Origin of the sequence: Niastella sp. OAS944 (genome assembly GCA_024809215.1) — a bacterium.
Taxonomy (GTDB): Bacteria; Bacteroidota; Bacteroidia; order Chitinophagales; family Chitinophagaceae; genus Niastella.
The window spans coordinates 2,555,999-2,569,085 of the sequence record JANUBW010000001.1 but is presented as its reverse complement, the minus strand read 5'-3'; the positions used below and the strand labels follow the sequence as shown (position 1 = coordinate 2,569,085).

Genomic DNA, 13,087 nt, shown 5'->3' with positions numbered 1-13,087 from the left:
TCAACTTTTTCACGTTTCACGTTTGCCGTTTCACGATAGCGAGGCTTTGAGGTTCAGATTCATTGCCGATTGCCGATTCACGATTGCCGCAGAAATAAGTATATTTAGTCTATAGTTTCCATCGAAACAAAACCTTACCATGAACAAATTCCTGACCTTATCCTTACCGGTCCTGCTTCTATCTACGGCTATGCCGGCATGGGCGCAACCTGCGGCCCGTGAAAAAAAATACTTCCAACTTTTAGAAAAAACCTTCGACGAACAACAGGCCTACAACACCGTATGGTTTGTTGAACAACGCTGGCGATTGGCCGGTAACAGCGGTTTCAACGAAAGCATTTACCACGTAGAAAAAATACTGCAACAAGCCGGGTTTGTAAACGAAACCAATGGCGAACAAACGGCCAGGCTTACCTACCGCATTGAAAAAAGACCCATGAAGCGCGTTACCTGGGAACCGGTAGACGCCAGCCTGTACATTGTAGGCGAAAAAGAACCGGTACTGCAATTCAAAACCAACTGCAATATGATCGCCATGTATTCTGCTGCCACACCCGAAGGTGGAGTAACAGCCGAACTGGTATATGCGGGCAAAGGTTCGGCCAAAGAACTGGAAGGGAAAGATCTTACCGGTAAAATTGTTATGGCCGAAACTGGTATTGGCGGAGTGTATGGCAATGCTATCAAAGGAGGCGCGCTGGGTGCATTGGCGTATAGTATGCCGGGTTATAATCAACCCACAAAAAATACGCATTCCATTCAATTTCAGGGTATCGGTTATACCGATTCGTTGCACCAGAAATGGGGCATTTTGTTATCATATGCCGCTAAAGAAAGATTAAAGGCTGCCCTGGCAAAAGGAACGGTTACGGTTAAAGTGGTGGTCAATACAAAGATCTATACAGCAGATGAACTAACGCTGGTGGCCAATGTACGCGGTAAAACCAAACCTCATGAGCGATTTGTTTTCAGCGCCCATGTACAGGAACCCGGCGCCAATGATAATGCATCGGGTGTTGGCGCACTGGCCGAAATGGCGCGCACCACTGCACTACTGGTAAAAAAGAACAAGGTAGTACCACAACGCACCCTTACGTTTTTATGGGGCGATGAAATTGTTTCAACCCGCCGGTATATTGTCGATGATTCGGTTAGGGCAAAAGGTATTAAATGGGGACTGAGCCTCGATATGGTGGGCGAGGATATTCAAAAGACAGGTGGTACTTTTCTGATAGAAAAAATGCCCGATCCTTCGGCTATCTGGACGCGCGGTAATGAAAAACACAGCGAATGGGGTGGCAGTCCGCTTACGGAGGCGGATATGTTCCCGCATTATTTTAATGATCTGTTGTTGAACAGGTGTTTGTTTGAAGCGGCCAAAACCGGTTGGACGGTTCGCACCAATCCTTTCGAGGGCGGTAGCGATCATACCCCGTTTTTAAATGCAAAGATCCCCGGTTTGCTGATGTGGCATTTTACCGATGTGTTTTATCATACCGATGCCGACAGGCTCGATATGGTTTCACCAGCCGAAATGAAACATGTGGCCAAAAGCGCGCTGGCAACTGCTTTTCTGTTAACGACAGCCGATGATAAAACAGCTGCGTCGCTTATTGATGATATTACCCGCAATGCCTTACAACGGCTGCAAATAGAATTTGAGCTTAGTAAAAAAGCGGTACAGTCGGGCTCTGATAAAGCAAAAGAGCAACATATACTGCAAGTATGGGGCGATTGGTATGTAAAAGCATTGACCACAGCAACTGATATCCCGGCAAAGGGAAACGGTAAACGGGTGCAACAGGCTATTGAAAAAGGTAAACAACAAATTCAACAGCAAACAGCCAGCTATATTTCACAGTTATAGTACGCTATAAATAAAAACGTCCCGACCTGGGTCGGGACGCTTTGTGAAAATCACTATGTAATTGTTGAATGACTGGACGATGTTGATTATTTCAACTTGTTTACCACAGTTTCTTCTACGTAAGTGTGGCTTCTGTTGATAGTGTACACATCAGTAGTGTTATATTTTTTCGATTTAACTACTACGTTCAGCGCTGAATCACCAAACTCCTCAGATTTCAACATGAACTTCTTGCTAATGTTAGCGCCTTTGAATTTGTCGTTGTACAGAACGTTACCGGCCTCATCGCGGAAAGTAACGGTGAACTCATCATCTTCAGTGTTATTCAGGTTCAGTTGGAAAACTGGTTGGTTTTCCATGTTACCGATAAACTTAAGATCTGTTATATTTTTGGCTTTTCCTTCGTCGTTAGCTAATGTAATAGTGGAGAATCCTAATGTTAATGCGATTAATGCGAACATCATTAAACCGTAATAATTCCTCATTGCCTTTTTCATAGTTGTAATGTTTATAAGTTATTGATCTGTTTACTACTTCCTGTATGGGGAGACAATCGCGGAGGCAGGCAATGCGTAAGTTAAGCGGAGTGTGCAACGTATTTTTACCAGAGATACACCCTTTGGTGTGTGTTAGTTGCGTTTCGTAATGCAAACATACACCAGGTTTTGAGATACTGAAAACCAACATAAGCCCGTTTTTAGTATCCGTAAGCCTTTTTGAAAAGTTAAAACCCGCTGTGGTAGCGGGTTCTAACGTAATAAGGTCATGATGTCCAACCGTTTTTCACGTGAATTAACACGCCCATATAAAACCAAAGATCTCGAAAATCAAGCTGTCGCTAACTGTTATTAATCTCGAATTTAGGATACCACTCACCACTCACCACTCACCACTCACCGCTCACCGCTTCTCCACCTTCATCTTACGGTTACCAGCGCTGATAACATACATACCAGGTTGAAGATCATTGATATTAATGCTTAGGGTGTTAGTAGCTGCGGGCGTGCTCAGGAATATCCGCTGCCCTAATAAATTACTTACCGCTACCTGTTCGCCCGCCTCCAGGCCCTTTACCTGTATCACCGATGTAAACGGATTTGGGTAACAGGTTAACGAAGTAACGTCTGTAAGTTCAAAGGGTAGCGTTGTGGTATAATGTGCATTACCAACCGCATTGATCATCTTAAGCCGGTAATACGATTTACCCGGTAAAGGTCTGTTGTCTTTAAATAACGAAGCGGTATTGTTCTTTTGCACATTGCCTGGCAGGCTTTCCCACGTTGACCCATTTACCGATCGTTCAACAATAAAGGACGTTGCTGCATCGCCACTGCTTTGCTTCCACGAAACCAAAGCTGTATTGTTTGAACCATGGGCTACATTGAACTGAACTACCTGCGCAGGTAAAACGCTGGGGTCTAAATAATAAACGGTAAGGCTGATGTTATCAATATTTATAACAGGCAGCAACCCTATACCGGTTTTTACTTCAGCAGCGATCGAAAGCCCGAAGTTACTATTGTTCACTTCTGCCGGCGACCAGGTTGTTCCCCAAAGCGGGTCTGAACCGCCATAAGTAACAGCGGTTGGCGCATCATTCCACGCAGCGCTGTTTTTTTGGTTATTGCCTGCAAGCACATTGTTCTTTATAATGCGCACATCATAATCTTTTACCCAGGCGCTAATAATTAAAAGGTCTATGTCTGTTGCGCTTTTAACTACTTTCGCTTCAATGTTACAGATAGTGGCAGCCGTGGGAATGTTAAAACCGAAGTCTTTGACCTGTAAGTAGTCGGTGGTCTTGTTAAAAATACTTGCAAGCGATGCTGCATAAGCGAAATTATTATCATTCACCAGTGCATTTGATGGATTATGAAAAGCATAATCGCTGCCCGAGTAGGAAACATTTGCCGAAGTAGCCGGACTTTTGGGGCCTACGGCAATACACTGTGCCCGCCCGGGCTGCAATGAAACAAGCGAAAGGGAAAGTAAGAGCATAGCGGCGCCTTTACCGCAGTTGTCGGGTACCGGATACATAAGTTATAGGGTTAATGATAAATGAATCAGCCTCTGTCTTCATCTTTAACCTGAACGCACAAATAGCCTATGTATAAACACCGAAGTGATGCACCGCGACTAAATAACGGCAATGGAAGTATGCAGTTTAAATAATATTTATATTTATTTGTAAGTGTTAGCGCTTAGGCGTATGGGTGTTACCTGTATCCGGTCAAAGTTAAATGCCGAGTACAGATTTCAGTTTGGCATAACCGGTTTTACTAACGGGCACCTGTGCACCTGTTTTTAACTGGGCCAGAAAATTTTCCTTTTCGTAAGGATCTATGCGGGTAACCAGCTGCACATTAACCATATACGAACGATGTGTACGCACAAATTGCTGTGGGTCGAGCACCTTTTCAAAATGCCCCATGGTTTTGTTTTTCAGAAATGCGCCTTCTTTGGTGTGGATCTTTACATAATCATCGGCCGATTCAAGATAGTGCACTTCATCTATAGGAATGATCTTGATCTTATTGCCTGTTTTTACAACAATGCGTTGGTTTTGCTGTGGGCCCTGGGCAGCCGTATCGAGCAGGTCGCGGGTATTATTTAATGTTACAGTAGCATCGCGTTCTGTTAAACGCTCAATGGCTTTATCAAAACGGTCCTGGCTAAAGGGTTTCAATAAATAATCTACCGCATGGCTCTCAAAAGCCTTTATGGCGTATTCATCAAAAGCGGTGGTGAAAATCACTGCCGGTGGCTGTTCTACCAGTTCCAGCATTTCAAAGCCATTTATTTTAGGCATTTGTATATCCAGAAATACTACATCGGGCTGATGTTGGATTATTGCTTTAATACCTTCGAAGCCATCATTACATTCATGTACTACGGTAATGTTAGGATGTTGCAGCAGGTATTCTTTTACTACCATACGGGCCAGCGGTTCATCGTCTACAATAATGGCTTTTTTCATTCCGGTAAAGTTATTTTTATAAGGTTTTAATAATTCAAAGTTTCGGTACCAACTGCTTTGGGCTGAGGGATCTTTATAACAGTGGTGAACAGGTTATCGGTATGCCGGGTGCTCAACAGATCGTTGCGGGCAAACAGCAAATATAAACGCCGTTGTACAGAACTTAAACCAAACCCTGTTCCCTGTTTGGGCGACGACGTTTCAGGATCAAAAGGGTTTTGAATGGTTACTACCAGGTAATGGCTTTCCCTGGCGGCATCAATTGTTATGGTCACCGTTTCGGTAGTGTCGTACAAGCCAAACTTTATGGCATTTTCAACCAGCGGTTGTAATAACATACTTGGTAATGTAAGTTTAGCGTCGGCACCTGCGCAGGTAACGGCCGTATTTAACCGGTGACCAAAGCGTACCTTTTCAATATCGAGGTACAACTGTAAATGTTGTAATTCATCTTCGAGGCTTATCCACTGGTTCTCTTCTTTCTTTAACGTACCTCTTAAAAAATCAGATAACTGTTGTATCATTTTACGCGCCTGTGCCGGTTGAATGGTTATCAGGGCGCTGATTGAGTTCAGACTGTTGAATAAAAAATGCGGTTGTAATTGCTGACGCAGTTTATACAATTCCGCTTCGCGTGCCAGTTTTTCGGCATCTGTTTTCCGGTACTCACTGTCTTTCTGTTCTTCGAGCGTATAAAACAATTCACTTATAAGGGCCATACACAACGCAACCAGTAACGCAATATCAAATCGTATGGGCATGAATTTTTCAAGAAAATCGAGGTAGGCGGTTTCTGCAGGAAAAATATTCGACATAATATATTTTACCAACACGCCCCATAACCCGGCTTTAACTGCACAAATGGTTATGATGTATATGTATTTCCCTTTTTTGGGTCTATAATACCTGAGGCTGTTTACAATTATTATAGTAAAGGTTGCCAGCAATCCATTACTCACCAGGCTGTCTAATGCAGCTATCTTTGCTGTAAAGCCCCAATCCTGCAGTATTTTAACCTGCATTATTGACCAGCCCAGCCAGGCTGCGGCAAAAATGGTTTTATTCTTTAATGTGCCAAGTGGTGATGATGCCATACTGCGTTAAAATAATTGCAAATACTTATGTGTATTACTTGATTTTATATGAGCGGCTTTTTTATTTACCAGCTCAATGTACGAACCGGCGTTATCGGTTTCCTGTATACGTGAATATAATTCGGCCCCATCGATAAGTGCTGATATCTTATACAGCTCGCATACATTCACAAACTGCCAGGTAACTAATTTTTGTTGTTGGTTCATGAACATCTCCTGCTCCTGTTCACCAATGGCTTTGGCTTTATTAAAGGCTTCGTTTTCGTCAACGGCCTGTACCAGGCGTAACTGCTCATCAAACTGGGCGGTGTGATTTCCTTCGCCACAAACTATTTGGTAAACTATTTTTGCAAGGAACCAGTGCATATAACAGGTTTTTAATGGTTGTATGTAATTAATAGCTTTTTATTTCAATGCCGCCGAAGATGGTAGTACCGTGTAATACAACTACTTTATCTTCATCATAGGTCATTTGGGGCGGGCGTTTATCATCGATGCCACCAAAAATGGCTACCATTTCAGAGCGTATTTGCCAGTGCGGTGGTATTACCAGTTTGGTACCGCCAAAGATCTGTACCACTTCAATGGCTATGGAACCCTGAAAGTCGGCCTGCGTTAAATTGATCTCTGCTCCCCCGAATATGGATACCACATCACCGCCTTTGAAATTCTTTGAGAACACATTTTTCTTTACTGAGCTAAAGATGGTCACTGTATCGAGCCAGTTATCGGGACTTCTTTTTCCGCTTTCAGGCTTTTGTGGTTGAGCTATTGGATTACCGTCAGTGTCTGTAACAACGGGTGTAACAACAGGTTCTTCTACCTCTTGTGGTTGGTGCCATCCATGGCGTTGCCAGTTCTTTCTTTCTTCCTCATCGTACTCATGAAACCGCTGGTGCCACATACGGTGGCGGCGGGGCGCCAGGATGAAAATAAAGCCTGCAGCTATAATAAGTACGGGCCATATAAAGTGATGAATGGGAGTGCCGGTCCATACTCTACCGAGCAGGAAAACAACGCCTACTCCGCAAATAATAACCCAACCCGGATCGCGGAACGAGTTACCGGCACCGGCCAGCAAACCAAACGCAATTACTATCATGGGCCAGGTAAATAACCACTCGGGGAAGGGAAAGCCAAACTGTTTTAACAACAGGATGGTACCAATGCACAGTAACAGCAGGCCGGCCAGTACACTACCACTTCTTTTACGTTGTCCGCGTCTGCCAAGTGCCGCCTTTCTTCTTTCATCTCTTAAGGCCCTTTGCTGTTCTTTAAATGCTTTGTCGCGCATGGGGTAATAATTTTCAACAAAGCTAACTGCCACAGCGCCAGCCGGCAAGCGTTGGCCGCCTAAAGGAAGGTGGAAGTCGGTAAAAGCGGATTTTTTACCGGTGAAAGTTCTCCGTTCTTAGTTTCAGGTTCCCAGGTCTATGGAGTTTCATGTTATGCCGGCTACCGGTTTCCGGTTACCAAGGAATACAGGTTCCCCGGTCTGCGGGGTTTCGGGCTTTTGGTGTAAGTGATTGATCTTTAGTTTGAATTGCCGATTTAAAACAACAAGTGTAACATTTAATACATTAAGCGCTGCACTTAAAAGATTGAACGATGGCTTAAAAGATCAAACTGCTCAATTTGATAAATTGAACGATGGCAAAATTGAGTTGGACGATAGTTAAATGGAATTGAATGGTCGTTCAAAAGATCAAACCCATCAATTAGTAAAATTAAACGATGACTTAATTGAATTGAACGATGGCAAAATTGAATTAAATAATGGTTTAATTGATTTGAATGATGATCTAAAACATCGAACTGACCAATTAGTAAAATTAAACGATGGCTTAAAAGATCAAACTGCTCAATTTGATAAATTAAACGATGGCTTAACTGAATTAAATGATGGTTAAATAAAATTGAATGGTCGTTCAAAAGATCAAACCGGCCATTTAGTAAAATTGAACTATGGTTGAATAGAATTGAATGATGGCTTAAAAGATCAAACCGACCGTTTAGTTTAATTGGACGATCGTTCAAAAAATCAAACCGGTCATTTAGTAAAATTAAGCGATGGCAACATTAAATTGTAGGACAGTTAAATAGAATTTTATGGTTGTTCAAAAGATCAAATCCATCAATTAGTAAATTAAACGACCTGGTAATTGAATTGAACAATGGTTGAATTGATTTGGATGACCGTTCAGAAGAACAAACCGGCCATTCTGTAAATTTGAACGATGTCTGTATTTCCTTTATCACCTACATCAACTCTATCACCTTTTCAACTCCTCATTAACCCGTCAACTAAATCCCCAACTCCATATCATTCATATTCCTCGATAACTTACTCCTGATACGGCTAAGCGTTTCAAGCGTCATACCCAGGTAAGAGGCAATGAATTTTAGCGGTACCCGGTTCAGCAGATCGCTTTTGGTGGCAATAAAATGTTTGTATTTGGTAGTGGCCTCCATTAAGCGTGCAATAAATGCCCGCTCTTCGGCATCGCGGTAATATTTCTCCAGTATTTTACGGCCCACAATATTACTCTCGGGAAAATGCTCATACAAATATTGCAGGTCTTCGGTACTCAGCACCACCAGTTCGCAATCTTCCAGCGCCTGAATGTTTTCACGTGCAGGTTGCTTTAATCCATAACAGGTAATACAGGTGGCCAGTTCATGTTCGCCCGAGATCCAGGTGGTGATCTCTTTCTGCCCTTCTTTTATAAAACTGCGAAGCACACCTTTGCGTATCAGGTAAATGCCCTTGCACATATCGCCAGCCGCGATCAGCATTTCATTTTTATTATAATGACTGGGATATGCTTTTTGATTTATAAACTCCTGCGCGGCTGTACTAAGTGGGTAGATGTTTTTTACATACTGAGTAAATGGTGATTCGGAATTCATGTTTTTAGAAAGCCATTGTTCCACCCCTGGCGTTGTGTTTACTGTTGTTGTGGTCATCTTGTAAGGTTTTAGGTTCCTTAATTGTCAACATTCTTAGTTTCAAAGGAAAGGCGCAGGTAATGCAATGGATAGCTGTTACTAAAGATATAAAGAAAATCTTAGTTAAATGCTAATTATAATATGAAGAATGGGGTCGCGTAACTGGGGATTTTTTTCTGTGTTTAACAATGGTAACTAAAGAACCTCTTTTACGCAGGTCAGTTAACCGTACCCGGACCAGGCGTGCCGCCTTCAATTATTTCTGGAAAAATAGCCGCTGGATTATTAAACAAGTACTTAACAAAAAAGACACATGAAATATTTGTTTGACAGGGTTTCTATTGAGTGCAGCAAGCTTACAACGAAAACATACAGCACAAGTTTTTCGCTTGGCATTCTTTGCCTGGCCAGGCCTTTGCGCGAACCTATTTATGCCATTTATGTACGGTTTGCCGATGAAATTGTAGATAGCTTTCAGGGGTACAACAAGAAAGAACTGTTGACTGCATTTCGAAATGATACCGATGCCGCCCTGCGCGACAAAATATCATTGAACCCGGTGTTGAATGCCTTTCAGGCCGTGGTGCATAAGTACGATATCGATAGAAAATGGATAGATATTTTTCTCGACAGCATGGAGATGGACCTGTACTGCCAAACGTATAATGAAGAAAGCTATAAAAAGTATATACTCGGTTCTGCCGAAGCGGTAGGTTTAATGTGTCTACATGTGTTCACCAATGGCAAGGCCGGGTCTTAAGAAAAACTCAATCCGTACGCTATGAGATTAGGCGCTGCTTTTCAGAAAGTGAATTTTTTACGCGATGCACAGGCCGATAACCTGCAGCTGGGGCGAACCTATTTTCCTTCGGTTAACCTGGGCAATTTTTCAAAAGCCGATAAAGAAAAGATAGAAAAAGAAATAGAAGAAGATTTTTCGGAAGCCCTGAAAGGAATAAAGATGCTGCCGGCTTCGTCAAAGAAAGGGGTATACCTGGCGTATTACTACTATTGGGTGCTGTTTAAAAAAATAAAACGATTGCCTGCAGAAAAAATACTCAGCGCGCGCGTGCGTATCCCTAATTATCAAAAACTGGCATTGATGGTACAATCTAATGTAAAATACCAGTTGAATATTATTTAAACCTGTTTATTATGGCGATCATCATAAATATACTGATTGTACTGGCAGCATTTGTAGGCATGGAAGGAGTGGCCTGGTTTACCCATAAATACATTATGCATGGCCTGTTCTGGTTCCTGCATAAAGATCATCACCGCAAAGAAAGTGAAGGTTTTTTTGAACACAACGATCTCTTCTTTTTAATATTCGCGCTGCCCGGTATTGCCGGTTTATTTTGGGGTATGCGCAATGGTTACAATTGGGCATTTTGGGTTGGGTGTGGCATTACAATTTACGGACTGGCCTACTTTCTGGTGCATGATGTTTTTATTCATCAGCGGTTTAAAATACTCCGCAACTCGAACAATGCTTATTTTAAAGCCATACGCCGGGCGCATAAAGTGCATCATAAACATTTGGATAAAGAAGAAGGCGAGTGTTTTGGCATGTTGTGGGTACCGTTCAAATATTTTAAAATGAAAATGCAGGGTAATTAATATGCATTTAACTTATTTGCTGATCAATATCTTTTCGGCTATTGTTCCGTTTCTGTTCTCGTTTTATCCGGCCATCAGGTTTAATAATCACTTCAAGGCGTTTATTGCAGGTAACGCTATTGCATCGGCCTGTTTTATTGGCTGGGATGTTTTATTTACCGGGCAAAATGTTTGGGGGTTTAACTATGCCTACACCTTGGGGTTTAAGTAGTTTAACCTGCCGGTTGAAGAAGTGCTGTTCTTCATATTCATTCCCTTTGCCTGTGTATTTACCTATCACTGTTTGAATACATTTTATAATATCAGGTGGCCATTACGGTTTGAAAGGGCTGTAGTGATTGTATTGTCGGCTCTACTGCTTTTAATTGGTTTTAATAATTTAGGCAGGGCATATACATCGGTGAGCTGTATAAGTACAGCTGTACTGCTGATAGCATTGGAGTTCATAGTTAAGGTAAAATGGCTGCCTGGTTTTTTGTCAATCTATCCCTTACTACTTATTCCATTTCTAATAGTGAACGGCATACTTACCGGCACCGGTTTGCAACAACCTGTTGTATGGTACAATGATGCGGAGAACCTGGGCCTCAGGGTATTTACTATACCGGTTGAAGATTTTGTGTATGCACTCGATATGTTATTGTTCAATCTTTTCTTTTACGAAAAGTTTAAACCGGTATTTAACGCGCCGCCTGTATCAGTTGAAATGAGTCGCCGTCAAAAAGTCCGAGGTCGCTCAGTTTCAAATGTGGAATAACCAGCAATGCCATAAAAGAAAGCGTCATAAACGGCGCCGAAAGGGTAGTGCCCAACGATTTTGCCATGGCATCGATGGCTGTATATGAATTAGCTACATCGTAACCATCTTCTGCACTCATTAACCCGGCAACCGGTAATGGCAAAACCAATGAAGCCTGTAAGCTTACACAGCTTACGCCGCCCTGTTGTTCAATAACCAGGTTCACCGCATTGCACAGACTTTCGTCATCAACACCTACGGCCACAATATTATGACTGTCGTGGGCTACCGATGAGGCAATGGCGCCTTCTTTTAGCCCGGTGTTCTTTATAAAGGCGGTGGCTACCACGGCATCGGTGTAACGGTTCACCACAGCTATTTTTAGAAGATCTCTTTCGGTATCGCTAACTATAAACCCGTCAATTGTTTTCGGTGCTAATAAAAGTTTGTTAGTGATCAATTGGCCATCGAGCGCTTCAATTACTGGTATTTCTTTTTCTCCGTTAAATGGTATTTTAAAATCGGCGGCCGTCTTTTTTTTGCAATTGAAATTATTGATGCGGCCCGAAGTTTTTGAGGCAATATTCGATTTGCCATTCTCTGCCACCAGTTCTCCATTGATATAAGTTTGCAGTACGTTGAACTGTTGCAGGTCGCTGGTTACAATAAAATCGGCGGCATCGCCTGGTTGTAACAGGCCAACCGGAATTTTATAATGCAGTACCGGGTTAACAGAGGCGGCCCGTATCACTTTAAATACATCGATACCTTTTGCTACTGCCCTTGCACAAAGCTGGTTTATATGACCGGCTACGAGGCTATCGGGGTGTTTGTCGTCGCTGCCAAACATAATGTGTTGCGGGTGGTCGTTCAATAAGTCGATCAACGCTTCAAAATTGCGGGCGGCGCTTCCTTCGCGAATAATGATCTTCATGCCGTACTGTAATTTATCCAACGCTTCTTCGCGGGTAAAACATTCGTGGTCGGTGCTAATGATCACCTGGCCGGGTTGGCCCGCTTCAATATACTGGCGGGCCTGTTCGCCGCGTAAACCGGGGGCATGGCCGTCAACAGGTTTGCCTGCCTGCCGGGCAGCTGCTATTTTTTTCATTACCACCGGGTCGTTGTACAATACGCCGGGGAAATTCATCATTTCACTTAAATAGGGGATCTCGGGTTTTTGTAAAAGGGCGGCCACCTCATCGGTATCGAGGGTAGCGCCGGCCGTTTCAAAAGTAGTGGCCGGTACACAACTTGGTGCGCCAAAAAAGAATTTAAAGGGAACGGTGTTGCCATTTTCGATCATGTATTCTACCCCTTCCATACCACAAACATTGGCAATTTCATGAGGGTCGCTAATGGTGGCCACCGTACCATGCACAACCGCCAGCCGTGCAAACTGACAGGGTACCAGCATCGAGCTTTCAATATGTACGTGACTGTCAATAAACCCCGGTAGTATATACCGTTGTTTGTCAGCAGGCTCGCCTTCAATGGGGGTTATTGAATCAATTTTTCCGTTTGCTATGGTAATAGCTGCGGTATATATATTATTGTTCCATATGTCTACCAGGTTGCCCTTTATCGTGAATTGCATGATTTCGATTTATAAGTAAAAGAAGTACGAAATACGAGGTAAGAAGTAGGAAAAACCGAATTTCGGGAATTTCTTACTTCCTACTTCCTACCTCTTACTTCGGCCCCTTCAGGTCACAATATTAATTTTTTAAAAGGAAATTACTTAGTTGTAATATTTTAACACAGAACGCCACTAATTTTATTGATCTGCGATCCGGGAAAAAGCTATATTGTAGACCCGACCAATGTATACAACCATTTTA

The 13,087-nt window shown here is 42.7% G+C and carries 13 protein-coding genes and 1 pseudogene; 6 read left to right on the top strand and 8 right to left on the bottom strand.

Annotated features, from left to right (window positions below; translation table 11 throughout):
* Positions 1-139: 139 nt before the first annotated feature.
* Positions 140-1,867 (top strand): M28 family peptidase, encoded by a 1,728-nt coding sequence (locus tag GGD38_RS09845; RefSeq protein WP_375303798.1) that lies wholly within the window; start codon positions 140-142, stop codon positions 1,865-1,867.
* Positions 1,868-1,953: 86 nt separating this feature from the next.
* On the opposite strand, the gene GGD38_RS09840 is transcribed toward GGD38_RS09845, so the two are convergent.
* The 6 genes from GGD38_RS09840 to GGD38_RS09815 form a co-directional block, all read right to left on the bottom strand.
* Positions 1,954-2,364, bottom strand: a complete 411-nt coding sequence (locus tag GGD38_RS09840; RefSeq protein WP_375298169.1) for a hypothetical protein — start codon at positions 2,362-2,364, stop codon at positions 1,954-1,956.
* 403 nt (positions 2,365-2,767) lie between these two features.
* Positions 2,768-3,904, bottom strand: a complete 1,137-nt coding sequence (locus tag GGD38_RS09835) for a T9SS type A sorting domain-containing protein (protein ID WP_375298170.1) — start codon at positions 3,902-3,904, stop codon at positions 2,768-2,770.
* Between the two features lie 199 nt (positions 3,905-4,103).
* Positions 4,104-4,844, bottom strand: a complete 741-nt coding sequence (locus tag GGD38_RS09830; protein ID WP_375303797.1) for a LytR/AlgR family response regulator transcription factor — start codon at positions 4,842-4,844, stop codon at positions 4,104-4,106.
* A 26-nt stretch (positions 4,845-4,870) separates the two neighbouring features.
* Positions 4,871-5,938, bottom strand: a complete 1,068-nt coding sequence (locus GGD38_RS09825; RefSeq protein ID WP_375298173.1) for a sensor histidine kinase — start codon at positions 5,936-5,938, stop codon at positions 4,871-4,873.
* Positions 5,939-5,944: 6 nt separating this feature from the next.
* Positions 5,945-6,304, bottom strand: coding sequence for a DUF4288 domain-containing protein (locus tag GGD38_RS09820; RefSeq protein WP_375298174.1), 360 nt, complete (start codon positions 6,302-6,304; stop codon positions 5,945-5,947).
* A 28-nt stretch (positions 6,305-6,332) separates the two neighbouring features.
* On the bottom strand, positions 6,333-7,232 hold the full coding sequence (locus GGD38_RS09815; protein ID WP_375298175.1) for a LiaI-LiaF-like domain-containing protein: 900 nt from the start codon (positions 7,230-7,232) through the stop codon (positions 6,333-6,335).
* A 385-nt stretch (positions 7,233-7,617) separates the two neighbouring features.
* Between GGD38_RS09815 and GGD38_RS09810 the strand changes: the two genes are divergently transcribed.
* Positions 7,618-7,848 (top strand): hypothetical protein, encoded by a 231-nt coding sequence (locus GGD38_RS09810; RefSeq protein ID WP_375298176.1) that lies wholly within the window; start codon positions 7,618-7,620, stop codon positions 7,846-7,848.
* 394 nt (positions 7,849-8,242) lie between these two features.
* On the opposite strand, the gene GGD38_RS09805 is transcribed toward GGD38_RS09810, so the two are convergent.
* Entirely contained in the window at positions 8,243-8,905 is a 663-nt protein-coding gene (locus GGD38_RS09805) for a Crp/Fnr family transcriptional regulator (protein ID WP_375298177.1), read from the bottom strand.
* A 295-nt stretch (positions 8,906-9,200) separates the two neighbouring features.
* Between GGD38_RS09805 and GGD38_RS09800 the strand changes: the two are divergent.
* The 4 genes and pseudogenes from GGD38_RS09800 (at position 9,201) to GGD38_RS09785 (ending at position 11,264) form a co-directional block, all read left to right on the top strand.
* Positions 9,201-10,031: pseudogene (locus tag GGD38_RS09800) on the top strand (phytoene/squalene synthase family protein).
* 11 nt (positions 10,032-10,042) lie between these two features.
* Positions 10,043-10,507, top strand: a complete 465-nt coding sequence (locus GGD38_RS09795) for a beta-carotene hydroxylase (RefSeq protein ID WP_375298178.1) — start codon at positions 10,043-10,045, stop codon at positions 10,505-10,507.
* Between the two features lies 1 nt (position 10,508).
* Positions 10,509-10,718: a lycopene cyclase domain-containing protein gene (locus GGD38_RS09790; protein WP_375298179.1), complete on the top strand. Its 210-nt coding sequence runs from the start codon at positions 10,509-10,511 to the stop codon at positions 10,716-10,718.
* A gap of 72 nt (positions 10,719-10,790) precedes the next feature.
* Positions 10,791-11,264, top strand: coding sequence for a lycopene cyclase domain-containing protein (locus GGD38_RS09785; protein WP_375298180.1), 474 nt, complete (start codon positions 10,791-10,793; stop codon positions 11,262-11,264).
* Here GGD38_RS09785 and ade read toward each other — a convergent pair.
* Complete coding sequence (gene ade / locus GGD38_RS09780) at positions 11,188-12,843, bottom strand: adenine deaminase (protein WP_375298181.1); 1,656 nt, start codon at positions 12,841-12,843, stop codon at positions 11,188-11,190. The genes GGD38_RS09785 and ade overlap by 77 nt on opposite strands.
* Positions 12,844-13,087 lie beyond the last annotated feature (244 nt).

What these genes read in the sequence shown, in the direction of transcription:
- GGD38_RS09845 (WP_375303798.1), top strand. Translation starts at nt 140, where the DNA reads ATGAACAAATTCCTGACCTTATCCTTACCGGTCCTGCTTCTATCTACG.
- GGD38_RS09840 (WP_375298169.1), bottom strand. Translation starts at nt 2,364, where the DNA reads ATGAAAAAGGCAATGAGGAATTATTACGGTTTAATGATGTTCGCATTA.
- GGD38_RS09835 (WP_375298170.1), bottom strand. Translation starts at nt 3,904, where the DNA reads ATGTATCCGGTACCCGACAACTGCGGTAAAGGCGCCGCTATGCTCTTA.
- GGD38_RS09830 (WP_375303797.1), bottom strand. Translation starts at nt 4,844, where the DNA reads ATGAAAAAAGCCATTATTGTAGACGATGAACCGCTGGCCCGTATGGTA.
- GGD38_RS09825 (WP_375298173.1), bottom strand. Translation starts at nt 5,938, where the DNA reads ATGGCATCATCACCACTTGGCACATTAAAGAATAAAACCATTTTTGCC.
- GGD38_RS09820 (WP_375298174.1), bottom strand. Translation starts at nt 6,304, where the DNA reads ATGCACTGGTTCCTTGCAAAAATAGTTTACCAAATAGTTTGTGGCGAA.
- GGD38_RS09815 (WP_375298175.1), bottom strand. Translation starts at nt 7,232, where the DNA reads ATGCGCGACAAAGCATTTAAAGAACAGCAAAGGGCCTTAAGAGATGAA.
- GGD38_RS09810 (WP_375298176.1), top strand. Translation starts at nt 7,618, where the DNA reads ATGGAATTGAATGGTCGTTCAAAAGATCAAACCCATCAATTAGTAAAA.
- GGD38_RS09805 (WP_375298177.1), bottom strand. Translation starts at nt 8,905, where the DNA reads ATGACCACAACAACAGTAAACACAACGCCAGGGGTGGAACAATGGCTT.
- GGD38_RS09795 (WP_375298178.1), top strand. Translation starts at nt 10,043, where the DNA reads ATGGCGATCATCATAAATATACTGATTGTACTGGCAGCATTTGTAGGC.
- GGD38_RS09790 (WP_375298179.1), top strand. Translation starts at nt 10,509, where the DNA reads ATGCATTTAACTTATTTGCTGATCAATATCTTTTCGGCTATTGTTCCG.
- ade (WP_375298181.1), bottom strand. Translation starts at nt 12,843, where the DNA reads ATGCAATTCACGATAAAGGGCAACCTGGTAGACATATGGAACAATAAT.